Consider the following 24384-nt stretch of genomic DNA (forward strand, 5'->3'; position numbering starts at 1 on the left):
GGAAACAGGGACCCCCCTTCAGGGGTGCTCGCCTGGGGAGGTCCCTTTTGGGGGCTTCCATCGTTCCGAAGGGAGGCCCGGGTTCAGAACCTGCCCGTCTCAGCTCTTCTCCTCGAACTCGGCATCCACCACATCGTCATCGGTCCCCGTGGCTCTCTGGGTGCCCGAGTATCCCCCTTGTCCGGCCGCCCCTCCGGAGGCCTGCTGGTAGGCCGCGGCACTCATTCCGTGGGCGGCCTGCTGCAGGTCACTCGTAAGGGAGCGCAGCCGTTCCACAGGAGCTTCCTCTTTGATGGCCTGCCTTATCTCGGCGATGAGCTGTTCGCACCGGGCCTTCTCATGCACCGGGACCTTTTCACCTAGTTCACGGAGCTGCCGTTCCACCTGGTAGGCAAGGCTGTCGGCCTGGTTGGCGGCCTCCACCCTCTCCCGTCTCTTCCTGTCCTCGGCGCTGTGGGCTTCGGCTTCGCGGATCATCCGATCGATCTCGTCCTTGTTGAGACTCGTGGAACCGGAGATGGTGATCTTCTGCTCTTTCCCCGTGGCCTTGTCCCTGGCGCTCACGTTCAAGATCCCGTTAGCATCGATATCGAAGGTCACCTCTATCTGCGGCACCCCTCTCGGGGCAGGAGGAATCCCCTCGAGTTTGAACATGCCTAGGGTACGATTGTCCCGGGCCATCTCCCGTTCTCCCTGGAGCACGTGGATATCTACCGCTGGCTGGTTGTCCTCTGCCGTCGAAAAGATCTCGCTCTTTCGGACCGGGATGGTGGTGTTCCGGTCGATGATCTTGGTCATTACACCGCCCAGCGTCTCAACACCGAGGGAAAGAGGCGTCACATCGAGAAGGAGGACATCCTGGACCTCGCCCTGGAGCACACCCGCCTGGACCGCGGCTCCCACTGCCACCACCTCGTCCGGGTTTACAGACTGGTTGGGCTCTTTGCCCCCTGAAAGCCTCTTGACCAGCTCCTGGACCGCAGGGATCCGCGTCGAGCCCCCGACGAGAACAACCTCGTCGATATCGTCGGCGGTCATCTTCGCGTCCTGCAGTGCCTGTTTGAACGGCCCCTCCAAGCGCTGGATCAGATCCTGTGTCAGGCTCTCGAACTTCGCCCGGGTCAGCTTCATATCGAGGTGCTTCGGCCCCGAGGCATCGGCTGTGATGAAGGGGAGATTTATGGAGGTCTCCACCATGCTCGAGAGTTCGCATTTTGCCTTTTCCGCGGCTTCATAGAGCCTCTGGAGGGCCTGTTTGTCCTGCCTCAGGTCGATGCCGTAACTGTTCTTGAACTCCGTTGCCATCCAGTCGACTATGCGCTTGTCGAGGTCGTCTCCACCAAGGTGGGTGTCACCGCTTGTCGCCTTGACCTCGACCACACCCTCTCCCACCTCGAGGATGGAAACATCAAAGGTCCCACCCCCAAAGTCGAAGACCAGCACCTTCTCGCTCTTCTTCTTCTCCAGACCGTATGCCAGGGACGCTGCCGTGGGCTCGTTTATGATTCTCAACACATTGAGCCCGGCAATCGTCCCCGCATCCTTGGTTGCCTGCCTCTGGGCATCATTGAAGTAAGCGGGAACCGTGATCACCACGTCCTTGACCTTCTCGCCGAGGTACTTGGAAGCGTCGTCGACGAGCTTGCGCAGGACCTGCGCGGAAATCTCTTCCGGGGCATAAGTCTTGCCGAGGATTTCGAACCGTACGGCTCCGTCCTTGCCCGGAACCACCCGATAGGAAACATTTTCAATCTCCGAGGAAACCTCGCTGTACTTCCTACCGATGAATCGTTTGGCTGAGTGGATCGTATTCTCCGGGTTCAGGACTGCCTGGCGCCTGGCGATCTGCCCTACCAGCCGCTGACCGTCCTTTGTAAAGGCCACAACCGACGGGGTTGTTCGGGAACCCTCGGCATTGGCAATGACCGTCGGTTTCCCGCCTTCCATTGCGGCGACCACCGAATTGGTGGTGCCCAAATCTATTCCCACTGCTTTTGCCATATCTGGTCGCCTCCTTTCTTATGGATGAAAAATGAGACCGATTTGAGAGATGTCGATACTATGATCCTTAATGAATAGTACGACTGCAGATGATGACTCGGCTCCTGAAAAACCGGAGGAACCCACCCGGATCGGGAGGGGGGAAGCAGAATCCAAGGTGGACCTTATTCGACCTTGATCTTGACTTCCTTCCTTTTCGCCTCTTCGGACTTGGGCAAGGTGATCTTCAACACGCCGTTCTTGTAGCTGGCCTTCACCTTGTCGTTCTGGATGTCATGGGGCAACCTGATCGACCTTGAAAAGGACCCGTATCTCCTCTCGATCATGTGGTAGTTCTCGTCTTTCTCCTCCTGCTCTTGTTTCTTCTCACCCTTGATGGTGAGAACCCCGTTGGCTATGGAGATATCGATGTCCTTTGGGTCGATCCCGGGAACCTCCCCTTTCACGACGATGTTGTCCTTTGTCTCGGACACATCCAGGGAAGGCGCCCATTCGGTCCGGAACGGCTCAAGAGTGGGCCACTCCCCAAAGAAACGGCTCCAAAGCTTGTCCATCTCATCTCTGAGAGTCGTCAACTCCTTGAAAGGTCTCCACGGGGTCAGATCCATTGCCATGAGCTTTCACCTCCTTTCGGCTGGTCCCTCCCGATCCGACTCGTTCCTCCTGCTTTGATGGTAACCACGGAAAGGGGAATTTCAAGGCCCGGCGGTAGAGGGAGGAGTGTTTTCCCAGGAGGGACTGACATCCCCCATGGCCTCATGCACCGGATCCGTTCGCTGGAGGGAGGCCTTCCCCCTTAATGAGATACCTGTCCTGGAAGTGTATAATGTCTATGTGATCGGCCGGACCACCAGAGGGGGCGATTCTGGAGGGCAGCGGCCGGCCAGGAAAAAGGGGATCCTTCTCGCAAAGACGATGCTGTCCATAGAAGAAGCCCTATCGAACTTTTCCCCGGAACGCTTTGTTGGCGAAACAACGGAAAGACTTCAAGAGAGGCTCAAAGAGGGCCGGTTCGCAGGAGCGGTCTTCGGCGCCAGTGGAGGGATTGACAGCCTCCTCACCGGGACTCTCTGCTTAAAGGCGGCCCGGACTGGGTGCCCCCGTCCGGTCGTGGGACTCCAGATGATCGATTCCAGGGTCAAGGGGGAGAATTACAACCCCCATCTCTACAGAGGGCTCGGAGTTAAACTCATCGGAATCGACATAACCGGGGAAGCGATCCGTGTCGAGAGGGATCGCCGAATGCCACCCCACTGGCTGACCACCTGCCTGATGAAACTCACGCTCCGACGAACCCCTCTAACAGTGAGGAGACGTTTGATACTGGCAGTCAAATCCGGAGGGGCCCCGGGTTGGGCCCTTACCCATTTTGAACGGCTTATCCTCCTCCATCGCCTCCGGATCCGATTACTCAGAGAATATGCACGGCAGAGGGGACTCATGCTTATTATCTGCGCCAACCGGACCGAGGCTGCACTCGGCTACTTCGTGGAAGGGGGAATCGACGATCCTCTGATGGGTGACTTTGCTCCCCTTGCTTCCATCTACAAGGTGGAGGTCTTTCGTGTCGCCCGTTACCTGGCTCTTCCCGAGGAGGCCTTAAGACAGAAGCCCTCTCCTGGTTTCGGCGGAATCCACGACGAGGAGATCGTCGGTCCTTACGACCTGGCAGACCGGGTTCTCGTCGGTCTGGAGCTTGGATACTCAGACGCTCAGATCGCCCGAGCCCTGCAACCCAGAGTCTCCGAGGAGAAGGGAGGGGGAGCCCTCAGGCAGAGTCGTCTCTACGACATTCCATACGTCCGCTTTCTCAGGAGCTTGGTGGAGCTGAATGCCCGCAAGAGCGGAACGGAAGCAGAATGAGCCTCGTGAGGCAGGGACTCTTCCCGCTCTGCCTCCGGCAGATGTAGCCATTGCTCTGCTCCTTCAGAGAACTAAACTCCCAAGAGCCAGGCGGCTGTAGAGAAATAGATCAACAGACCCGTTATGTCGAGAAAGGTCGTGAGGAGGGGGCTGCTTATGACTGCAGGATCGAGCTTCAGCCTCGTAAGGATGATCGGGAGGAGGCTCCCGATGATATTCGCCCAAAGGACGATTACGACCGTCGATATGCCCACCACCAGCCCAATCCGCGGGACTCCCTTCCAGAGATAGCTCCACACAAAGAGGATGATACCGAGAGTCAGTCCGAGGGGGAGTCCGACGAGCAGTTCTTTCTTTATTGCCTCGAACCAACTTCCCAGAGTCAGGTCGCCCGTTGCCAGAGCCCTTATTATGAGTGTGGCCGATTGGCTGCTGGTGTTGCCGCCGGTGTCGATCAGGACGGGTATGAAAAAGGCGAGACTGATCACGGTCGCCAGGGTTCTCTCGAAGTAGGAGATGACGCTTCCGGAAAGAAAACCCGACACCGCAAGGAGAGAAAGCCAAACAACGCGCCTGTTGTACAGGGTCCACACGGATGCACCGCTGTAGTTCGTCCGGAAGGGAACGACACCCGATCCCTTATGCAGATCCTCCGTGGTCTCCTCTTCCAACACATCGAGAATGTCGTCCACCGTGACGATTCCCAACAGTACATTCTCCGAATCCACAACAGGTATGACGCTCAAATCGTACCGCTTAGTTACTGCCACGGCCTGCTCCTGGTCCTCAAAGGCCGAAATGGAGATGACTCTCCGGTCCATGAGAGACTCTACTCTTTGGTGCCCGTCGGCCAGGATGAGTCTTCTCAGAGGTATTTCATCGACAAGATGCCAGGCGTCGTCGACCACGTAGATCATATTGATCGTCTCCGCATCGCGTCCGTACCGACGGACATGGGCCATGGCCCGCTCGACGGTCCAGTGAGGCCGGATCGCCACATAGTCCGGGGTCATGAGGCGGCCCACACTACTGTCGGGAAACCCGAGCAGTCTGAGAGACTCTTTTCTGTCTTCAGGAGGAAGCAGGTTGAGGAGCCTCTGGGTCACCTTTCCGGGAAGCTCTTCGAACAGGCCTGTTCTGTCATCGGGGTCGAGTTCCGATAGGATACCCTGGACGTGCTCCTGGCCCATCCGCTGGAGGAGATCCACCTGCTCATGGAGATCGAGTTCGGTGAAAACGTCGGCAGCCAGTTGCTTGGGCAGAAGTCGGAGGAGAAGGGACATGTTTTCCTGCCCGAGGCTGGTGGCAAGATCGGCTATGTCTGCAGCCGGCCAGTCCAGGAGTCCCTCCTTCAGCTCGTGCCACTTCTTCTCTTCGATCAGTTCCCGGATTTCGGGCGTGAGAAGTTCCCTCAACATTACCCTTTTCTCCCTGTACGATGGAATTTACTCAACGGGAAGGAGACTCATAAGGACGGCCGAGAAGGTAGACCCGGACCGGCTCTCTCACTCCCTTCAGGTCGATCCGTGTGGAGGAAACCCCACCTGGCGGATGGCGGAGCAGGCGAAACGCAGCCTCTGAGACGAGGAAATCGTTGTTCACCTCTTTTGTGGCAGCCTGGATCCTCGCCGCCACGTTGACGGGATGGCCGATGACACTGAGGGCGCCCTCCACTCCTATCCCTATGTGACCAACGATAACCCTGCCCACGTGAACCCCTATGCCTACGGAGATACGCTGGCCGAAGAGGGGTTCCACGTAGGAATCATTGAACCTCTGGATCCTGTCGAGAATCCCCAGGCCCGCCCCGACAGCGGACTCCACCCCCGCCGGCAGCTCCCCCTCCATTCCGAATACGGCGTACAGACTGTCACCTGCCACCTCGATGGTTCTCCCACCTTTCTCCTCCACGGCCTCCCGCACAAGGTTGAAAAAACGGTTCAGGATATGTATGACATCATAGGGTAGATGAGATTCGGCGAAGGGGGTGAAGTTGCGGATATCGACAAAGAAGAGGGCGAGGCGGCGTTGCTCGCCGAGGCTGTAGGAGGCCATGTCAGCACCGGATTTCACGAACAATCTGCGGTCTGTCTCGTCACGGAGGAGACGGTGGAGCCTAACCGGGCCACCCCTCACCCGTGTCTGGCACGCCAGGCGGACTCCCCTGGGAAAACCCATCCTTTCGGCCACGGCACGCTCCGCTTCGTTCGGGGGACTCAGCAACTCGGCCCCCTCCTCTACCAGGATCCGGCATGTGGAGCACTGGGCCCTTCCACCGCAGACGTGGTAGTGGGGGATGCCGGCCCTGAGGGAGGCCTCGAGTATGGTTTGATCAGGGGGCACGGCAAGACGTATCTCATTGATAAACTCAACCTGGAAGGAATCTCTCTTGGACATAATCCCACACCGCAACAAGGAATCAGCCACGCCTCCGGTAGGAAAAGGGCAAAAACCGGGAGACCCTCTCACCGGGACACATGCGATTCTAGCACGCTCAGGACCCATGTCAAGAAAAACCCATCCGGAATCCCGTGACTTTTGGAGAACCTCGTCCTGGTTCTCGGGGAGGTCGCCGGAGCCCCGGGGCACCCATTCAGGCCGACCCTTGAGCCGGACCGATCGATTGGTGGTATAATAATGGGTTTTCCTCTGGGACCACCCGGAGGCGGGGTTTTCTTAACGAGGGGAGGGGGCTTATGAAGGAAGAACGTGACTCCGCCGGCAGAACAGTTCCCATCCGGGAGGGTCTGTTCGCGGTACCCGGTGAAAAACCCGAGAGGCCATACCTCCTCGGGAGTCGCTGCAGGAGGTGCGGATCCGTCTACTTCCCCCGGAGAGCCGTGTGCGCGAACTGCCTTGGCGAGACCATGGAAGAGATCCCCTTGAGTAGAAGAGGAAGACTTTACACCTACACGATTGTAAGGTATCCCGCCCCAGGGCTGAGAGCCCCCTATGCCGTCGGGTATGTCGACCTGCCGGAGGGAGTGAGGGTTTTCTCAGTGCTTACCGGTTGGGATGACGAGAATCTGGGGCTGGGGATCGACATGGAACTGGTTGTCGAGAGATTCGGTGAAGACGCCGAAGGAAACGAGGTACAAACCTATAAGTTCAGACCCCTTCAGGGATGATGGGAGAAAATTATGGGGGATGTTTGCGTCATCGGGGTGGGTATGACGAGGTTCGGCAAATTTCCCGAGAGGACCCTCACCGATTTGGCTTTGGAGGCCCTTCTCAATGCGGGCAGGGATGCAGGGGTCGATCTGAAAAGGATTCAGGCGGCCTTTGTCGGCCATGTCCGTCAGGCCGGCCAGGGAGCCATGCTGGGCCAGCGTATCATGAGGGACATCGGAGTGACGGGAATCCCTGTCTTGAACGTGGAGAATATCTGCTCCAGCGGCTCGAGTGCAGTCTGGTGCGCCCGTGGCCTTATCTCCTCAGGTCAGTTCGATCTTGTGGCCGTCGTCGGGGTCGAGCAGCTCTCCATCCTGGGAAAGGGTGTGATACCGCCCAGGCGGGAGGATCTTGAGGGGCTGCAGGGTATGACCCTCCCCGCATACTTCGCCATGGTGGCGAGGCGACATATGTACGAATACGGGACGACCCTGGAGCAACTGGCAAAGGTATCTGTCAAGAACCACAAAAACGGCTGCCTCAATCCTTACGCCCAGTATCGAAGGGAGATAACCCTGGAACAAATAGAGAACTCCGCCATGGTGGCGGATCCACTTACCGTGCTCCACTGCAGCCCCACCGGAGACGGTGCGGCAGCGGCGATCATCTGCAGTGAAAAGGTCGCGCGAAAGTACACGGCCACACCCGTCAGGATCGCCGCCTCGGTGCTCACCTCAGGCACTTACAATGGAAACTGGAGGGATCTGACGACCAACGATCAAACAAAGAGGGCTGCCGGGCAGGCCTATGAAACCTCGGGGATCGGTCCTGAGGATCTCGACCTGATCGAACTTCACGACTGCTTCACAATAGCGGAAGTCACACATTATGAGAATCTTGGGCTGTGCAGACAGGGGGACGGCGGAGCCCTGATCGATCAAGGGGCGACCGAACTCACAGGGAAGATCCCGGTGAATCCCAGCGGAGGCTTGCTGGCCAAAGGCCATCCCCTTGGAGCGACCGGTGTGGCCCAAATCGTTGAAATCGTCTGGCAGCTTCGGGGGGAGGCCGGAGACCGGCAAGTTCCGGGGGCCAGAACAGGTCTTGCTCACTGTCTCGGCGGGGTTATCGACGGCCTCGATCTGGGGGCCTGTACTGTCCACATTCTCAAGAAATAGTCACGGAAGGCGGCGATCTCAAGGGCGCTGGCCGGCTTTCGAGGCAGTCGGGCCGGGGAAGGCCTGCCAGGCAATTGCCCGGATTCATTGAAAAAGGGGGTAGAATCTTATGGAGGAGACGAGGTTCTGGAACAGAGAGGTGGAAACTCTGCCCCTGGAAGAAATGAGAAAGATCCAGTTCAGGAAGTTGAAAAAACAGATGGACTACATCTACGAGAACTCTCCTTTCTATAGGAAGAAGTTCGACGATTCAGGGGCAAAGCCTCAAGATATAAGGAGCCTGGATGAGTTCAGGAACCTCCCCGTCTTTATCACCAAGAAGGAGCACAGGGAGTGCCAGGACGAGTCGCTGAGGACTCTCGGGCATCCCTTCGGCACGATCCTGTGTGCACCCCTGGAAAAGGTCATCGGCGTGTCCGCGACCTCCGGCACGACCGGGCTGCCGACCTTTTATGGGTTCACGCGGCACGACATCGAAGTGACCAACGAGGTTCTTGCAAGGGGTTTCTGGAGGGCAGGCGTGAGGCCTGGAGAAACCGTGGCTCACGGATTCGGGCTCAGCATGTGGGTTGCAGGAATACCTGTGATCCGGGCCCTCGAACACATGGGGGCCCGACCGGTCCCGATCGGGGCAGAGGCCGGCTCCGAACGATTGCTTCGATTCATTGATCAGACAAGGGCCACCACCCTTATGTGTACCCCCTCTTATGCAGAAAGCCTCATCGAGAAAACACCCAGGGTTCTTGGAAAAGAGGCGAGCCAACTCGGCATCCAGAGAATCGTCTGTGCAGGAGAACCGGGGGCGGGTCTCCCGGAGGTGCGCCGGAAGCTGACAAGCGCCTATGGAGCGAGGATCTTCGACTCCGCCGGGATTCCGTGGGGCATCTTTGTCATATCCTGTGATTGCGATGAGTACCACGGCATGCATGTAGTCTGTGAAGATCACCATCTGTACTACGACATCATGGATCCGGAGACGGGGAGACCGGTTGAATGGAAAGACGGGGCAAGGGGAGAGAAGATACTCACGTCTCTTGACTGGGAGGCCGCCCCTCCGTTCAGATATGCCAGCGGGGATATCATTGAGATCCACACCGGGCAGTGCGAGTGCGGTCTCGAGGGCGTGCGGGTCAGATTCCTCGGCAGGATCGATGACATGCTGATCGTCAAGGGCGTAAATGTCTTTCCATCTGCCATAAGAGATCTCATCAATTCATTCGTTCCGAGAGTAACCGGTGTTTTCAAGATAGTCCTCGATGCCCCTCCACCCAGGGTGTTACCTCCCCTGAGGCTGATCGTGGAAAAAGGCCGGGGAATCAGCACCGAGCAAGGCGAGGCACTGAGGCGCCAAATCGAGGAGAAAATGGCGAGTCTCCTGAGAGTAAGGCCCTCCATCGGATTTGTTCCACCCGGAACCCTGGAGAGGAGCAAGGGGAAAGCCGACCTCTTCGAAAAGAGATTCCAGCGGGAATCACCGGAGAAAGGACGGTGAACATGCTGAAAAGGATAGACCACATAGGCATAGTGGTAAAAGAGCTCGAGGGCGCGATAGAGCGATTCCAGACCTTTGGACTCCCGGCGAGTGAGGTCACCGAACTGAAGGCGATAGGTGTAAAGATCGCCCTCCTTCCCCTGGGCGGTTCATCCATTGAGTTGATCTACTTTACGGAGCCTCAGAAGGGGCCACAAAGCGTGGTCCGTTCACAACAGGGGGCCATCAACCACATCTGTTTTGAAGTCGACCACCTGGAAGCCTCGATCAGGGACTTCGAGTCAAAAGGAGCGAGACTGGTGGAAGGTTACCCGAAGCAGGGAGTGCACGGCCGGGTGGCCTTTTTCGATCCCCAAACCACGGAGGATGTTCTCATAGAACTCTGTGAGCACTAAGGGAGAAAAGGGGGCCGGGGATTCAGACCAACCCTCGCGGCCTCAGGAGGGGAGGAGAAAGAGGTTTTCCCCTGAGAATCCGGGAATGTCCTTGGAGACAGAGAGGCCTGAGGAGAAATCCTTCCAGGGGTGGAGGAACTCCTCCGTGTGCCGAGCTTGACAGGAAGTCCTAGATTCCGGATAATGGCATAACCTTATACCAAAACTCGAGGCCAGAGCAAGAGGAGTCTCTTTCGTCTCAGCGGAGACACCCATGGACGACTCCCGGGACCGGGAAGAACTGATCGCTCTCTGCCGCCGGGCAAGGCAAAACGGACTCGTAGGGGAGAGGTCCGGCAATTTTAGCGTCCGCCTTCACGGCGGCGAGCGTGTGCTGATCACCCCCTCGGGTGTCCCCTATCTGGAGATGACACCTGACGACCTCCTGGTCCTTTCCCTGGACGGCACGGTCCTCTCGGGCGGTCTGCGTCCCTCCAGCGAGCGGCCCATGCACCTGGCCATATACAGAAACCGGCCCCATATCCGTGCGATCATCCACTTCCACGGGGATTACGTAACCGCCATGGCAGTGGCCGGGAGATCTCTCCCAGTTGTTACCCTCGGCCTTGCCCTCGCCGTTGGCTCTCCCGTGCCCCTTGCGGATTACGCAAGGCCTGCTTCCGAGGAGCTGGGCCAAGCGGTTCTCCGGGCCACAAGGGGGGACCAACCAGCGGCCATTCTTAAACATCATGGGGCCGTGGCCATGGGGACATCCCCGACAGAGGCTTACGCCGTCGCAGAGGCCGTGGAGGAAGGGGCCAGACTGTTCAACCTGGCCTCCCAGGTGGGTCGGCCTCTCGAACTGCCCCCTGAGGAGATACCTTTTTACAGGAGCTTCTTTTTGAAGAACCATCGCATGATATGAGGCTTCTTGCCATTTGGGCTGCGCGAGTGGAAAGCGGCCGGTGAACCGTCCCGATGCATGCTGTGAGAAGAGTACGTGCTCTCAAGGCTTACGGTCCAGGGGATTTTCGGCTGGAAACCTTTGATCAGGCCGGCCCAGGACCGGAGGAGGCCTTGCTTCGGGTGGTCGGAGCGGGAATCTGCGCCGCCGATCGTAGGGTCTACGAGGGGACAGCACCCTGGCCTCTCAGGTATCCCTTTGTCCCCGGACATGAGATCACAGGAATCATAGAGGAAATCGGAGAGGAATTCGGCTCACGGGGCCTGTCGCCGGGCGATGCAGCGGTGGTGGAGCCGATTGTGTCCTGCAACCGCTGCAGGTTCTGCCGGGACGGCCGCTACCACCTCTGTTCGAACCCTCGGTTCTTCGGGTTCCACATCGCCGGTGGCTTCAGTGATTACCTTGTTCTCCCTCGAGGCGCGCGGATCCACCGGCTGCCTCGAAACGAAGACCCTCTACCTGCTGTCCTGGCAGAACCGCTGGCCTGCGCATTACACTGCCTGGACAAGGCACGGGTCGACTCGAAGGAGGCGGTGGTCGTCGCAGGAGTGGGGAGTATCTCCCGAATGATGTTGACCCTTCTCGCCGCACGGCGGCCCAGACTCCTCATCGCCCTTTCCAGGCACCAAGAGGGGCTCGCCCTGGCGCGGAAACTCGGGGTGGATTCGGCTCTCGACGCCGGTTCGAGGGATATTGTGGAGCGCATCCTGGAGTCGACCGGGGGATTCGGCCCCGATGTCTTCATCGAGGCCTCCGGTGATCCCGAATACCTGACCCTGGGACTCAGGTCTCTCTGCAAAGGAGGGCGGCTCGTCCTTTTCGGGGTCTACACGCGATCCGTGGATCTGGATGCAAACCTGGTGGCCGACTTCAAAGAGCTGACGATCCAGGGGGTACACCTCGGCCCTAACGCCTTCCCCTCTGCAATACGGCTCATCTACGACAGAGTGGTCGATTTCCACCGAGAGGTGGTATGTACGTATCCGCTCAGTCGGGCAGTGGAGGCCTTTTCCGCCAGGGACAGGGTCGGAACCCCGGGGAAAATCGTAATCACTCCCCAGGACGAACCATAGGGGCTCGGCCTCAAGGGAAACTCCGCTCGCCCTCGGCGAGGGAGGGAGGCTCATTCGATGGGAGTAATGGTCTTGGACATAGGGACCTCTGCTGTCCGGGCCACGGTCTTCGATGCGGCGGGTAATCCCACCGGCCATGCCAGGCGGGCCATCGAGTCCGCCTGTGTCGAGAGCGAGGTACCCGGAGGTCGACAGTTCATTCCCCATCGGCTGTGGCGGGCTATCTCGTCAACGGCAAGGGCAGCCCTGAAGGAGGCAGGGACCTCAGGGAGAGGGGACTCCCTGTGCGCCCTGGGTGCTACCGCTCAACGTTTCGCCTGGTTCTTCCTGGACGGCCGGGGGGATACCCTCTATGCAGGTCCCTTCTCGGACCTCCGGTCGAGCCGGGAAGCGAAGGAGCTCTCCCTGAAAAAGGGTCCCGAGCTCTTGAAAGAGACAGGGCAATGGCCCTCGCCGATCCGCGCCCTCCCTCGTCTCATGTGGTTCCAGCGGCATAGGCCGGAGATCCTGGACAAGACGCGCTCGGTATTGAGCCTGGCCGATTGGGTCAATTTCCTCCTCACGGGCGAGAAGGCCATGGAGATCGGGGCACTTTCCGAGGGACTGTTGTGGAGCCTGAGAGAGGCTCGCCCTCTCGATGATCTTCTGGCCGGGCTGGGGCTACCTTCAAATCTCATTCCGCCGGCTGTCTCAGCCGGGACCGTTCTCGGCTCCCTGACCCCGAAAGCCGCCCGGACCTTGGGTCTGCCAGGGGGTCTGCCCGTGGTCGTAGCAGGGGGCGACTCTCCGTGTGCTCTCCTGGCTGCAGGCGGAACCAAACCCGGAAGGACCGCTGTCGTCGCAGGGACCAGTGCGCCGGTCATGAAGCTGATCGGGCGCCTTGAAATCGATTCCGATTTCCATGTCACCACTACCCCCCATCTCATCCCTGAGACCTGGATCCTCGAGGGTAATACTCAGAGGGCGGGGAGGACCCTGAGTTGGTATGTGGAGACCTTCCTCTCTCCTTCCGGCCGGAAAAGACGCTCCCAGGTATACGATCGGCTTGAACACGAGGCTCTGAAGGTCGAACCCGGCTCGAGGGGCCTTAGAGCCTATCTCGGTCCCGTGGTGGGCCACCTCGATCGCTTCCAGGGGCCCGTGAAATCCACCTTGATGGGCATCGACACCATGGACAATTCCCGTTTCACCCTCTATGCCCTGGGCCGCGCGGTCCTGGAGAATATAGCCATGGCCATTCGGGGAAACCTCCTCAATCTGGAGCGCGTGGGAGGTGGAGGGGACTGCCCCATCGGCCTGACCGGCGGGCTGACCCGGAGCGGCTTGTTCAACCTGATCCTCGCCTCTGTGTTGAACCGGCCTGTCCGGAAGACCCCCTTCGTCGAAGGGAGTACCCGTGGAGTCCTTGTTCTCTGTCATTACGGCCTGGGCAGATACTCGAGCATTGAGGAAGCAGGGAGAAACCTGATCCCCTCTCCTGAGGAGATCCTACCCGATCCCGATTGGGCTCGAAGGTATGCCGAAGTATTTGAAGAATGGACCGGAAACTACCGCATCCTGGCCGGTTTGCCGGACTCCTGGCCGGGGGATACGGTAACAACCCAAAAGGAAAGGAGAATGATATGAAAGGTGTGAACAGGCGGGAGTTTATGAAGTTGTCTGCCGGCGGCTTGGGCTTTCTGGCCCTGGACGGGCTGGGCTTTGGGAAGGCCTCGGCTGCGACAGACCAGGTCCTCAATGCCCATATCCCATCGGCCCTGAACAGCATCGATCCGGCTCACGAGATCTCAACAGGCGACGAGGGACGGGTGAGCATCCTGCTGAACAATGCTCTGATGCGTTACGCTGCCGGCGAGAGGTTCAAACTCATCCCCGATCTCGCCACCGGGTACGAGGTCTCGGAGGGCGGCAGGGTCTACACCTTCCATCTACGGGAAAACGTCAAGTGGCACAAGGGATACGGGACCTTCTCTGCCAGGGATGTCAAATACTCGGTCGAGCGGATCCTGGATCCAGCCACAAAATCGAGGAACGCGAGGATCTTCGGGCTCGTCGGGAGGGTTGAAGCAGTCGACCCCATGACCGTCCGGTTCCACCTGAAAACCCCTTCGGCCATCTTCCCACACAAGGTGGCCACCTTTCGCGCTGGATTTCTGCTCAGCGAGGCGGCTGGAAAGGAGTTGGGGACCGATGTGGGCAAGAAGATTGTCGGCACCGGGCCCTTCTGGCTCGAAAAGGCGGTTCTGGATCAGGAACTGATTCTCCGCCGCAACGAAGAGTTCTTCGGCGAGCGGCCGAGGCTCGAGAAGATCGTCTTCAAGATCATCCGCGAACCCAGCACAGCCAATCTTGCCTTTGAACGCCGCCGGCTCGACCTGATCGATGTCAACGACCGGGAATCCATCGAACGTTACCAGCATAACCCGGACTACCGCTTTCTGGTGGGAACGGCCAGCACAGGGCTCTTCCTTATTACCTTCAACTCGAAGAGGCCGCCCTTTGATAACAAGACCGTACGAAAGGCGTTCCAGTACGCCATCGACAAGAAACCCATCGTCCAGGCCGTTTACGGCCCAAGGGGCAGGGTGATCGATACGGTCGTACCCCCTGGTGTCGAGGGCTGGACCGACGATGTTCCCAAGTATCCCTATGACCCGGACAAGGCGGCCGAAATGCTGGCCAAGGCGGGGTTTCCAAAGGGACTCACCTGTACACTCACCGTACCTACCAGCTACCAGCGTGAGGCTGTTCTGCTCCAGAGCCAGCTGAAGAGGGCCGGTATCACCCTCAAGCTCGACATGATAGACCGACCCACCTGGTTCAGATCACTCGGCGGGACGGGTCATGAGCTCTTGTGGAACGCTCACTTCAGGGCACCGGTGGCCGATGCTTTCCTCTTTGTGAGCTACCACTCGGCCAACATGGCCCCAAGGGGAATCAACTGTGCCATGTATGATGGTGTGGACGACCTGATCGACAGGGCACGCGTCACCTTCGATGAGGAGGAACGGGCAAAGATCTATGCCACGGCCATCAGGCGTATCGCCGACGACTCTCCTGCCATCCCTATCGTGCAGGAGCTCAATACCTTTGTTGCCCAGAAATATGTGAAGAACATAGACACCTTCCGGGTACCCGAGAATGCGCCGGTACTCGAGCGTGCCTACATAGAGAAATAGGCAGATCCGAGGAGGCATCCCGATGGCTGATTCCCCCACCCCCCAGGACCGGTTCTACTTTGACCGCGACGCCGATCTGACCCATCTGCGCGGCCGAACCGTGAGTATCATCGGATATGGAAACCAGGGGCGAAGCCAGGCCCTCAACCTGAGAGACAGCGGCATAGAGGTGGTGGTGGGAAGCCAACGGGACACCTCCTTCGACCGGGCCAGAGACGACGGATTCGAGCCTCTCTCGGTCCCCGAGGCGGTTCGGGCCGGCCAGATCGTCGTGCTTCTCGTACCCGACGAGGTGATGCCCTCCCTCTATGGCGAATCCGTGGCTCCCCACCTGAGCCCCGGAGAGATGCTCGTCTTTGCCAGTGGGTACAACGTCTATTTCGGTTTCATCAGCCCCCCCGCTCATCTGGATGTCGTGCTTCTCGCCCCGAGGATGATCGGAAAAGGGGTGCGAGACCGGTTCCTGGACGGGAGGGGTTTCCCCAGCCTGGTGGGTGTCCACCAGGACGCCACCGGAAGGGCATGGTCCCTGCTTTTGGCCCTGGCCAAGGGAATCGGCTCCACGCGGGCAGGGGCCTTGAAGTCGAGCTTCGAGGAGGAGACGATCCTCGATCTCTTCAGCGAACACGCTCTCGCAGGGGTGCGCCTCTGGTCGATTCGGACGGCCTTCGACGTGCTGCGAGAGTACGGCATCGGCCCCTCGGCCATACTGCTGGAGCTCTATGCCTCCGGGGAGGCACAGGCAGTGACACAGGCGGCCGCGGATCTCGGCCTCTGGGACCAGCTCCTGCTCCACTCCCGTACAAGCCAGTACGGCCAACTGACCAGAGGCCAGGCCGCAGCCACGGAGGAGACGCGCCGGCACTTCCGATCGATTGTGGACCAGATCAGGGACGGGCGCTTTGCCCGCGAATGGACCCAGGAGCAGGAAGCGGGATTCCCCGTGATGCGGAGGCTCATGGAAATGGCCTTCAACCACGAGAGCGTGAAGGCGGAAAAACGCCTTTTCGAGATGATGCGCAAGAAGCAGGGGTAGAACGGCCGTGGTCTCCTTCTTTGTCCGGCGGATCCTCCATGCCATACCCGCCCTCATAGGGGCGGTGACGCTTCTCTTTCTCCTCCTCAGGCTGATCCCCGGGGATCCGGCCCAGGCCATGCTGGGCACTCAGGCCACGGCCGAGGATCTTGCCAGGTTGCGGCACCAGCTCGGCCTCGACCGGCCCCTGATCGTCCAGTACGGTATCTATCTCGCCGATTTCGCCAGGGGCGACTGGGGCGTATCCCTGGCCACTCAGACCCCCGTGCTCCACCGGGTCAGGGAGGCTCTTCCCCATACCCTCAGTCTATGTGGTGCGGCGGTTCTGGTCATGATCCTCATCAGCGTGCCTGCAGGTGTTCTCTGTGCGGTCAAGCGGGACAGTTGGGTCGACTATTCGATCTCGGTGGCGGTCTTCCTCTTCATGTCCATGCCCCAATTCTGGTTGGGACTCCTGATGCTTCTCTTCTTCTCATACTACTTCGGCCTCTTCCCCATCTACGGCATTGGACAGGCCGGAAACATATTCGATCAACTCCATCACCTGGTACTGCCGGCCCTCTCTCTGGGAATCAGCTTCCTGGGGCTTTCCACGCGCCTGACCCGTTCGAGCATGCTCGAGGTGCTGGGCCAGGACTATATCCGCACCGCCCGGGCCAAGGGACTGAAGGAAGGAAGGGTCATCTTCAAACACGCCCTTCGCAATGCCATGCTCTCGGTGGTTACGGTGATCGGCCTGGCTACGGGCCAACTTCTCGGCGGAGCCGTCATCATCGAGGTCATCTTTGCCAGGCCGGGCCTGGGAACCCTCATCTGGGACGCCATCCTCCAGAGGGATTATCCCCAGGTTCAGGCATCTGTGGCCGTCTTCGCCTTCTTCTTTATCATGGTCAACCTCTTTACAGATCTGGTCTATGCCCTGCTGAACCCCAAGATAAAGCTATCATGAAGGATTTTGTACGAGACTTCCGGCGCAATCCAAAGGCCACGGGCGGCCTCATCATCGTAGGGTTGGTATTTCTCATGGCTCTCCTCGCACCAGCCATCTCCCCGTACGATCCTCTCGCAGTCGATCCTGTCAACAGCTACAATCCTCCTTCCTGGAATCATCCCTTTGGAACCGATTTCTACGGCCGTGATATACTCTCCCGCATCATCTGGGGAGCCCGACCTTCACTGATCATCGGCCTGGCAAGTGTCGGCTTGGGTTGCCTGGTGGGAACACTGGTGGGATTTGTAGCCGGATACTTCGGCCGCTGGGTGGATGGACTGCTCATGCGATTGATGGACATACTCCTGAGTTTTCCCATCATCGTACTCGCCCTGGCTATCGTGGCCGCCCTGGGACGGAGCCTGCCGAATCTCATCGTAACCATCAGCATCCTCTTTATTCCCAGGTACTCGAGAATCCTTCGCGGAGAGGCTATGAACATCAAGGAACAGGACTTCGTGGAAGCCGCTCGAGCCTCAGGGGCCACGGACATGGCCATCCTGAGACGTCATATCCTGCCCAACGCCCTGGCCCAGATCATCGTCACATCCACCGTCTTTATGGCCTCGGCAATCCTGATCGAATCGGGCCTCTCCTTTCTCGGAGTGGGGGTTGTTCCTCCCAACCCGTCCTGGGGGAACATGCTGGCCGACGGCAGGACGAATATCCTTGGGGCACCCTGGTTGACTACCTTTCCCGGGCTGATGCTCATGGTGACCCTGACGGGTTTCAACCTTCTCGGTGACGCCCTCCGGGACATCTTGGACCCCCGAGTCCGCCAGACCTATTCCGGGTGAGGATTATGGACCCCATTCTCGAAGTGCTGGACCTCACCACATATTTCTACACTCCCCTCGGCGTTGCCAGGGCCGTAGACGGCATCTCGTACAGCCTTCAAGGAGGGGAGAGCCTGGGTATTGTGGGAGAATCCGGATCGGGCAAGAGCGTGTCGGCCCTCTCCCTCCTGCGGCTGGTCGAGTCACCTCCCGGCAGAATCGTGCGCGGTCGGGTCCTTTTCCGGGGTGAGGACCTTCTCCAGTCACCCAGGGAGAGGATCCGGCAGATACGAGGCCGTCATGTCTCCATGATCTTCCAGGAGCCCATGACATCCCTCAATCCGTGTTATACGGTGGGAGACCAGATAGGCGAGGTCCTGAGAATTCACACGCAGATCTCCCGCCACGAGGCCCGCCAGCGGACCGTGGAACTGCTCGACCAGGTCCATATCCCGGACCCTAACAGAGCCGTCAAGCAATACCCCCACGAGCTGAGCGGCGGCATGCGCCAGCGTGTAATGATCGCAATGGCCCTGGCTTGCAAGCCCGATATCCTGATTGCAGATGAGCCTACCACGGCCCTCGATGTAACCATCCAGGCCCAGATACTCGCCCTTCTGGCCCGGCTCAAGGAAGACCTCGGCATGGCCACGATCTTCATCACCCACGATCTGGGCATAATAGCCCAGTACGTCTCCAGGGTCCTTGTCATGTATGCGGGTCGCATCGTCGAATCGGCCGCCACGACGGATCTCTTCCTCAATCCCCGGCATCCCTATACCCTGGGGCTTCTCCATTCCCTGCCCAGGCTGGGGGCACGATCCAAAGGAGAGCGTAAGCGCCTGGCAGAAATACCCGGAGTGGTACCGAGCCTCTACAACCTCCCTCCGGGCTGTCGATTCGCCAACCGATGTGAGAGATCCGCCGACCGATGCCGGAGAGAAGAGCCCGCCCTAGTCGCGGTAGCGGAGGGCCACGAGGTGGCCTGCTGGCTGGCGGAGGACCACCCATATGCAGACTGAGACCACCTCTCTCCTCGATGTCCGCGGCCTGTCCAAGGCCTTTCCTCTCCGCCGGAGTTCGCTCTTTGGACCTCGCCAGTATCTCAAGGCGCTCACAGGGGTCGACCTCTGGGTCATGCCCCAGGAGACCCTCGGACTGGTCGGGGAGAGCGGCTGCGGAAAGTCCACGCTGGCCCGCTGCATTCTCCGCCTCATAGAACCGACGAGTGGAACCATCCGGTTCGAGGGCCAGGACATTACGCACCTGCAGGGCAGCAGGCTCCGGATGCTCCGGAGAAACATGCAGATCATCTTCCAGGATCCGTACTCTTCCCTCGATCCACGTATGAAGGTCGCCCAGATCGTCGCCGAACCTCTGGATTATTTCCCCGAGCTCGCCCCGAAGAGTCGAAAAGACCGGGTCCTCTACCTGTTGGAGAAAGTCGGCCTCAACCCCGGCCACGGGGACCAATACCCACACCAGTTCTCCGGTGGACAGCGCCAGCGTATCGGCATCGCCCGGGCCCTGGCCCTGAATCCAAAGCTCATCATCGCCGATGAGCCGGTCAGCGCCCTGGACGTCTCGGTAAGAGCCCAGGTTCTCAATCTCATGGAAGATCTCAAAGGGGAGTTCGGGCTGACCTATATCCTCATAGCCCATGACCTGGCCGTGGTGGAGCATATGTGCGACCGGGTTGCGGTGATGTACCTAGGGCGTATCGTGGAGACCGCTCGGGTGGACGACCTGTACGGCCACCCCCTCCATCCCTACACCCGCACACTGCTGGCTGCGATCCCCAATCCGGATCCCCTGTCACCGAAGCCGCAATGTACGGTCACCGGCGAGGTACCCAGCCCCTTGAACCCGCCCGGGGGCTGTCCCTTTCATCCCAGATGCCGGGAGAGGATGGACCGGTGCCTTACCGAGGTGCCTCAACTCCGCCAGGTCGGCGACCATCATCTGGTTGCCTGCCATCTCTGATCCCAGAGAATCACCCGGCCCATGGATTCGGCAGGGCGGCCCGCGTCACTCGGTCAAGCGAGCGGTCAGGTCCCGCGTCAGGGAGAAAACGTCCTCGTAAGGCCGACCCCGGATGGTCTCCCCCATCTCTTTGAGGATACGAATGGCCCAGGGGTGCTCTGAGAGGCGGCCGGCTTCGGATCGAAGCCAGAGCCTGTCCCAACTCGCAATATCCTCCCCTCTATCCGAGAGCTCGGCAAGAACCAGACGGGTATCGTACTTCCGGGGGCCAGGAGTGAGGTCCTTGATGAAGATCACGTGTTTGCCTGGATGGAGATCTGAGAAGCGCCTCACAAAGGTCTGATATTCTGTCACGGCTGGCTCCTTTCCAAATAGGGACCGGTCTTGGCGTCCGAGGCTTCCCGGCTCTCCTTCAAACCGTAATCATTCCAGTTCTTGATGACCCTATCCTTGATTTCCTGGGGGTACATGTCCTGAAAGGAGGCCCGCACCGGTATGATCTCCGGGTCCCAATCCGCGGGCCAGGTGCAGTCGAAGGCGACAGAGGCCCCCTTCAACACGGCTCTTTCCGCCGGACCATAGAAGGGTGAGAGGGAATTGGCCCGGCCTTCATAGTGCTCGACATGGATCCCCCTGCCCGGATGGCATTTGGAGGCAAAGGCGTGAAGGACCTGTCCCATATTGAAAGGATCCACATCCTCCTCCACGACTATGATCTTGCTCACCATGACCCGTCGGGCAGTGAAGTACTCGAGGATCCTTCTGGCCGTCTCGGCACCACGCTCTCTCACCCCCACCACGATCAGGTGGGTTACCCCATCAGGAGGGACATAGACATCGGTAATCGGAATCTTTCGGCGCAACAACCCGCGCTTCATTGCAACCCCGGCGGTCAGCGAGGCGGCGATGCTCGAGTCGTCTATGGGCACGCCCAGGGCTATCATCGTCAGGATGGGATCGTTCCTGTATGTGATCGCCTTTACCCTGAGGGCCAGACCCTCGGCCATGGTACCGCTCCGGTACCCGGGATACTCGCCAAAGGGCCCGTCAGGCGCAGTCTGGTCCAGAGGCACCTCCCCCTCGATCACGATCTCGGCATTGGCCGGTACGAGAAGATCAGAGGTTTCACATCTCACCAACTCGATGGGAGCCCCGTTCAGCCCCCCTGCATAGAGGGCTTCGCTCTCCCCGGGTCTGAATGGAGCCGTGGCCGCCAGGTGACTGTTGGGATCGGCTCCGATTACAACCGCAACGGGCATGGCCTGGTTTCGGGGCATATAGTACTGCCTGAGTTTCATGGCCAACTGGCTCGTCGTCTGCGGCCAGCCTGCAAGCCAGCGCCTGTTGTGAATCATGAACCGGTACATCCCCCAGTTCTGCCAGGTCCCATCAGGGGTGGAGGTCACTACAAGATCCCAGGTTCCGATGTAACGCCCCCCGTCACCGTCATGGATCATCGGGGCGGGGAAGGTATAGAGATCGACCTCGTCCCCCATCTGGACGTTCTCCTTGCAGGGCGCAGCCTCTCTCCCCACAGTGACGGGCTCGATGGGAACCTTCAACCTCTCCTCGTAGTGGCGGTAGATATCCCTCACCGGGGTCTGAGGTTCCAAGCCCAGGCAGATCGCCACGCGGCGCCAGGTCCCCGTGGATCCGTTGAGGATGGTATAGCCTCCTGGATAATCCTTGATATTCGTGAAATGGAGACACGGGCCGCCCTTTTCGTAGTTGCGGCGGCCGATCGCTCCCACCTCGCAATCCCAGTCTACCTCCCGGTCTATCTCCACAAGATCGCCTGTCTTCTTCAAAGCTCTCATGAACTCGCGATGATCCTTGAAGGGCATCGTCCTTCCTCCCAAATCCACGGTTTCTCAGAAACGTCGATTCCTCATACAGGTTCGCTCTTCAGCCTTTTCCAGAGATCCTCCGGCGGACTCCCCCTCGGGCCCCGGCCGCCGAGATTCGCAAAGCGTATGCCGAGTTCCCGGATATCCTCACCCATCAAGCGCACGACCTCTTCCACCTTCCTCTGCACCAGGGCCTGAAGAATCCTGCGGTGCATGGCGAGGGCCTGGAGCGACGTTTCCGGGCTGACCAGGTCTTTGATCTGGTCCGACAGGACGACGAGGACGGTCTCGCCCACTACACTCAGGACAGGATTGCGGCACAGGCGCAGGATCATCCGGTGAAAGCGGATGTTGTAGGGACGGATGTGTGTCCCCCTGCGACTCTCCGCTTCGGCCTCATCCATCAGGTCGACGAGAAGTTGAAGATCATCCTCGGTGCCCGACTCTGCAACTCGGGCAGCCGCCTGAGGTTCAATAATCTCCCGGCAATCGAAGAGGTTTTCCAGGGTGATACCCTTGCCCGCTATGAGGTTCGCAATTGAATCCATGATCGGCCTGTCGTAGTCCTGGGCTATGAAAGTCCCTCCCCTGGCTCCCTTCTTGACGGTGACAAACCCGGACAGCTCGAGAATCCGCATCGCCTCCCTGACCGCCACACGGCTCACACCGAACTGGAGGGCCAGATCCCGCTCAGGGGGCAGCCGCTGGCCCAGTCTCAATCCTCCGGAGAAAATCCGGTCTCGAATCTGGCCGGCCACTTCCTCATAGGCCTTTTTCTTCCGCCCCAGATCCTTGAACATGGGTTGGGAATCCATGAATCGCACTCCCCCTCCGTGTGTACCTCCGGCCCCCGGCCTTTATCAGAAGATCCCCGCATCCCGTGCTTCGCCGTAGACGGCCTTGAGCGCGTCGGCTATCTCTCCCACGGTGGCATAGGCCCGAACAGCATCCACAACGGCTGGGACGACATTCTCATCCCCTCGTGCGGCCCTTTCAACCCGAGACAAGGCCCGGGATACCATTGTTGAATCACGCCTCTCCTTGACGGCCTTCAGACGGGCCACCTGCCTGGCTTCGCCTTCCGGGTCAGGGGTGAAAATCTCTGGAAGCTCTCCTCCACCGGAGGGCTCCTGAAACCGGTTGAGACCGACGATCACCCTTTCGCCCCTCTCTATCTCCTCCTGGCGGCGGTAGGCAGCCTCGGAGAGGGTACGCTGGATAAGGCCCTCTTCAATGGCCTTAACGGCACCGCCGTGCTCCTCTATCCGGGCCAGTTCCTCTTCGATCTTACGCTCCAGGCTGTCGGTGAGGGCTTCTACGAAATAGGAACCTCCCAGAGGATCAGGGGTTCTACCCACACCTGTCTCGTAGTAGAGTATCTGCTGGGTCGCCAGGGCCGTTCCCTGGGCTTCCCTGCTCGGTATGGCCAGGGCCTCGTCCATGGATGAGACCACCAGGGCCTGAACGCCGCCCAGCACCGCGGCCAGGGCCTCTATCGTCGCCCGAACCACGTTGTTCAGCGGCCGTTGAGCCGTGAGATGACTCCCCGAGGTGTAGCACCGTATCGTAATAGCCTGGGCCTCGGGATTCTTTGAACCGAATTCATCCCTCATCATCCGCGCCCACATCCTCCTTGCCGCCCGGAGCTTGGCAACCTCTTCGAAAAAGTCGATACCCGCCGAGAGGAACATACTCAGAGTCGGGCCCAAGTCGTCGATGTCCAACCCCCTTCCCATAGCCTCCCTCATGTATGCCCGAGCATCGGCCAGGGTGAACGCGATCTCCTGCGCGGCATCGCAACCCGCCTCCCGGAAATGGTAACCACAGAAGGAGATGGTGGAAGACTTGGGCAGATGGGCGCGGCAGTATGCAATGACATCGACCGAGACTTTCAAGGAAGCCGCGGGGGGGAAGATGTAGTTTCCACGGACGGTCAGTTCCTTCAGGCTGTCGTTTTGCAGATATACGGCCAGCTCACCGGGCTCGATGCCCCTGTTTTGCGCCAGAACGATGAACATCCCCAGCATGATAGGACTGATGGCGTTTGCGATACACGACAGGTTCTCCACCCTTTCCAGATCGATACCTTCAAACAAGAGCTCCAGGTCGGCGAGCGTATCGATCGCCACACCCACCCTGCCCACCTCGCCCCTGGATCTGGCGTCATCCGAGTCGAGGCCCAGCTGGGTGGGCAGATCCAGAGCCACATTGAGAGACGTCGTACCGGCAGCCAGAAGCTCCTTGAACCGGCGGTTCGCCTCCTCGGCGGACCCGAACCCGGAATACGATCCCATCAGCCACGGCCGATGGCGATACATGGACTCGTTCTTGCCCCTGGTAAAGGGGAATACGCCCGGCCGTCCGATCCTCGCGCACTCGGGGTCGCCCGGGTCGGCCATGTCGTCGGGTCCGTAATAGGGCTTCACAGGTATCCCTGAATGAGTCAAAATCGAAGGATTCACGGTCTGCCCCTCGTTATGGTCTGAGGTTATACCAGATTTATACGGTTTCCCTCA

At 59.5% G+C, this 24384-nt stretch carries 22 protein-coding genes; 14 read left to right on the forward strand and 8 right to left on the reverse strand.

Translation table 11 applies throughout. From position 1 onward, the window contains the following. Nucleotides 1–99 precede the first annotated feature (99 nt). Nucleotides 100–2001: a molecular chaperone DnaK gene (gene dnaK / locus JRJ26_04010; GenBank protein MBW2056643.1), complete on the reverse strand. Its 1902-nt coding sequence runs from the start codon at nt 1999–2001 to the stop codon at nt 100–102. Nucleotides 2002–2165: 164 nt separating this feature from the next. Continuing rightward, the gene (locus JRJ26_04015) at nt 2166–2609 is read right to left on the reverse strand and encodes an Hsp20/alpha crystallin family protein (protein ID MBW2056644.1); all 444 of its coding nucleotides are present in this window, start codon (nt 2607–2609) and stop codon (nt 2166–2168) included. A gap of 142 nt (nt 2610–2751) precedes the next feature. On the opposite strand from JRJ26_04015, the gene JRJ26_04020 reads away from it, so the two are divergent. After that, nucleotides 2752–3864, forward strand: a complete 1113-nt coding sequence (locus JRJ26_04020; protein MBW2056645.1) for a hypothetical protein — start codon at nt 2752–2754, stop codon at nt 3862–3864. A gap of 71 nt (nt 3865–3935) precedes the next feature. On the opposite strand, the gene mgtE is transcribed toward JRJ26_04020, so the two are convergent. Both mgtE and JRJ26_04030 read right to left on the reverse strand, forming a co-directional pair. Continuing rightward, nucleotides 3936–5282, reverse strand: a complete 1347-nt coding sequence (gene mgtE, locus JRJ26_04025; GenBank protein MBW2056646.1) for a magnesium transporter — start codon at nt 5280–5282, stop codon at nt 3936–3938. Between the two features lie 31 nt (nt 5283–5313). Further along, on the reverse strand, nt 5314–6261 hold the full coding sequence (locus tag JRJ26_04030; protein ID MBW2056647.1) for an adenylate/guanylate cyclase domain-containing protein: 948 nt from the start codon (nt 6259–6261) through the stop codon (nt 5314–5316). Between the two features lie 299 nt (nt 6262–6560). On the opposite strand from JRJ26_04030, the gene JRJ26_04035 reads away from it, so the two are divergent. The 13 genes from JRJ26_04035 (at nt 6561) to JRJ26_04095 (ending at nt 20021) form a co-directional block, all read left to right on the forward strand. Beyond that, nucleotides 6561–6992, forward strand: a complete 432-nt coding sequence (locus JRJ26_04035; GenBank protein ID MBW2056648.1) for a Zn-ribbon domain-containing OB-fold protein — start codon at nt 6561–6563, stop codon at nt 6990–6992. A gap of 12 nt (nt 6993–7004) precedes the next feature. Then, complete coding sequence (locus tag JRJ26_04040) at nt 7005–8153, forward strand: thiolase family protein (protein MBW2056649.1); 1149 nt, start codon at nt 7005–7007, stop codon at nt 8151–8153. 109 nt (nt 8154–8262) lie between these two features. After that, nucleotides 8263–9645, forward strand: a complete 1383-nt coding sequence (locus JRJ26_04045; protein ID MBW2056650.1) for a phenylacetate--CoA ligase family protein — start codon at nt 8263–8265, stop codon at nt 9643–9645. Next, entirely contained in the window at nt 9642–10040 is a 399-nt protein-coding gene (locus tag JRJ26_04050) for a VOC family protein (protein ID MBW2056651.1), read from the forward strand. The genes JRJ26_04045 and JRJ26_04050 overlap by 4 nt, the downstream gene beginning before the upstream one ends. A gap of 253 nt (nt 10041–10293) precedes the next feature. Continuing rightward, entirely contained in the window at nt 10294–10944 is a 651-nt protein-coding gene (locus JRJ26_04055) for a class II aldolase/adducin family protein (protein MBW2056652.1), read from the forward strand. 62 nt (nt 10945–11006) lie between these two features. Beyond that, on the forward strand, nt 11007–12056 hold the full coding sequence (locus JRJ26_04060) for an alcohol dehydrogenase catalytic domain-containing protein (GenBank protein ID MBW2056653.1): 1050 nt from the start codon (nt 11007–11009) through the stop codon (nt 12054–12056). 57 nt (nt 12057–12113) lie between these two features. Then, nucleotides 12114–13682, forward strand: coding sequence for an FGGY-family carbohydrate kinase (locus tag JRJ26_04065; protein ID MBW2056654.1), 1569 nt, complete (start codon nt 12114–12116; stop codon nt 13680–13682). Next, entirely contained in the window at nt 13679–15235 is a 1557-nt protein-coding gene (locus JRJ26_04070) for an ABC transporter substrate-binding protein (protein MBW2056655.1), read from the forward strand. Before JRJ26_04065 ends, JRJ26_04070 begins: the two co-directional genes overlap by 4 nt. Nucleotides 15236–15257: 22 nt before the next feature. Continuing rightward, nucleotides 15258–16271: a ketol-acid reductoisomerase gene (ilvC, locus tag JRJ26_04075; GenBank protein MBW2056656.1), complete on the forward strand. Its 1014-nt coding sequence runs from the start codon at nt 15258–15260 to the stop codon at nt 16269–16271. Nucleotides 16272–16278: 7 nt separating this feature from the next. Further along, entirely contained in the window at nt 16279–17220 is a 942-nt protein-coding gene (locus tag JRJ26_04080) for an ABC transporter permease (protein MBW2056657.1), read from the forward strand. Continuing rightward, a complete protein-coding gene (locus JRJ26_04085; protein ID MBW2056658.1) occupies nt 17217–18059 on the forward strand; it encodes an ABC transporter permease in 843 nt (280 codons plus the stop codon). Before JRJ26_04080 ends, JRJ26_04085 begins: the two co-directional genes overlap by 4 nt. A 5-nt stretch (nt 18060–18064) precedes the next feature. Further along, entirely contained in the window at nt 18065–19060 is a 996-nt protein-coding gene (locus tag JRJ26_04090; GenBank protein MBW2056659.1) for an ABC transporter ATP-binding protein, read from the forward strand. Further along, complete coding sequence (locus tag JRJ26_04095; protein ID MBW2056660.1) at nt 19050–20021, forward strand: ATP-binding cassette domain-containing protein; 972 nt, start codon at nt 19050–19052, stop codon at nt 20019–20021. Before JRJ26_04090 ends, JRJ26_04095 begins: the two co-directional genes overlap by 11 nt. A 45-nt stretch (nt 20022–20066) precedes the next feature. Here the strand turns inward: JRJ26_04095 and JRJ26_04100 are convergent, their stop codons facing one another. From JRJ26_04100 to JRJ26_04115, 4 genes are read right to left on the reverse strand one after another with little or no spacing between them, the layout of a single operon-like run. After that, nucleotides 20067–20375: a hypothetical protein gene (locus tag JRJ26_04100; protein ID MBW2056661.1), complete on the reverse strand. Its 309-nt coding sequence runs from the start codon at nt 20373–20375 to the stop codon at nt 20067–20069. Then, the gene (locus JRJ26_04105) at nt 20372–21865 is read right to left on the reverse strand and encodes a UbiD family decarboxylase (GenBank protein MBW2056662.1); all 1494 of its coding nucleotides are present in this window, start codon (nt 21863–21865) and stop codon (nt 20372–20374) included. Before JRJ26_04105 ends, JRJ26_04100 begins: the two co-directional genes overlap by 4 nt. Before the next feature lie 44 nt (nt 21866–21909). Further along, nucleotides 21910–22683, reverse strand: coding sequence for a FadR family transcriptional regulator (locus JRJ26_04110; protein MBW2056663.1), 774 nt, complete (start codon nt 22681–22683; stop codon nt 21910–21912). A gap of 45 nt (nt 22684–22728) precedes the next feature. After that, nucleotides 22729–24267 (reverse strand): methylmalonyl-CoA mutase, encoded by a 1539-nt coding sequence (locus JRJ26_04115; protein ID MBW2056664.1) that lies wholly within the window; start codon nt 24265–24267, stop codon nt 22729–22731. Nucleotides 24268–24384 lie beyond the last annotated feature (117 nt).

It is taken from the genome of Deltaproteobacteria bacterium, from assembly GCA_019308905.1.
Taxonomy (GTDB): Bacteria; Desulfobacterota; BSN033; order WVXP01; family WVXP01; genus JAFDHF01.

Bases quoted from the DNA above. Each gene is read 5' to 3' on its own strand.
- JRJ26_04105 (MBW2056662.1), bottom strand. From the start codon at position 21,865: ATGCCCTTCAAGGATCATCGCGAGTTCATGAGAGCTTTGAAGAAGACA.
- JRJ26_04065 (MBW2056654.1), top strand. From the start codon at position 12,114: ATGGGAGTAATGGTCTTGGACATAGGGACCTCTGCTGTCCGGGCCACG.
- mgtE (MBW2056646.1), bottom strand. From the start codon at position 5,282: ATGTTGAGGGAACTTCTCACGCCCGAAATCCGGGAACTGATCGAAGAG.
- JRJ26_04055 (MBW2056652.1), top strand. From the start codon at position 10,294: ATGGACGACTCCCGGGACCGGGAAGAACTGATCGCTCTCTGCCGCCGG.
- dnaK (MBW2056643.1), bottom strand. From the start codon at position 2,001: ATGGCAAAAGCAGTGGGAATAGATTTGGGCACCACCAATTCGGTGGTC.
- JRJ26_04085 (MBW2056658.1), top strand. From the start codon at position 17,217: ATGAAGGATTTTGTACGAGACTTCCGGCGCAATCCAAAGGCCACGGGC.
- JRJ26_04090 (MBW2056659.1), top strand. From the start codon at position 18,065: ATGGACCCCATTCTCGAAGTGCTGGACCTCACCACATATTTCTACACT.
- JRJ26_04015 (MBW2056644.1), bottom strand. From the start codon at position 2,609: ATGGATCTGACCCCGTGGAGACCTTTCAAGGAGTTGACGACTCTCAGA.
- JRJ26_04115 (MBW2056664.1), bottom strand. From the start codon at position 24,267: ATGGCCGACCCGGGCGACCCCGAGTGCGCGAGGATCGGACGGCCGGGC.
- JRJ26_04095 (MBW2056660.1), top strand. From the start codon at position 19,050: ATGCAGACTGAGACCACCTCTCTCCTCGATGTCCGCGGCCTGTCCAAG.
- ilvC (MBW2056656.1), top strand. From the start codon at position 15,258: ATGGCTGATTCCCCCACCCCCCAGGACCGGTTCTACTTTGACCGCGAC.
- JRJ26_04045 (MBW2056650.1), top strand. From the start codon at position 8,263: ATGGAGGAGACGAGGTTCTGGAACAGAGAGGTGGAAACTCTGCCCCTG.
- JRJ26_04020 (MBW2056645.1), top strand. From the start codon at position 2,752: ATGGCCTCATGCACCGGATCCGTTCGCTGGAGGGAGGCCTTCCCCCTT.
- JRJ26_04040 (MBW2056649.1), top strand. From the start codon at position 7,005: ATGGGGGATGTTTGCGTCATCGGGGTGGGTATGACGAGGTTCGGCAAA.
- JRJ26_04110 (MBW2056663.1), bottom strand. From the start codon at position 22,683: ATGGATTCCCAACCCATGTTCAAGGATCTGGGGCGGAAGAAAAAGGCC.
- JRJ26_04035 (MBW2056648.1), top strand. From the start codon at position 6,561: ATGAAGGAAGAACGTGACTCCGCCGGCAGAACAGTTCCCATCCGGGAG.
- JRJ26_04070 (MBW2056655.1), top strand. From the start codon at position 13,679: ATGAAAGGTGTGAACAGGCGGGAGTTTATGAAGTTGTCTGCCGGCGGC.
- JRJ26_04030 (MBW2056647.1), bottom strand. From the start codon at position 6,261: ATGTCCAAGAGAGATTCCTTCCAGGTTGAGTTTATCAATGAGATACGT.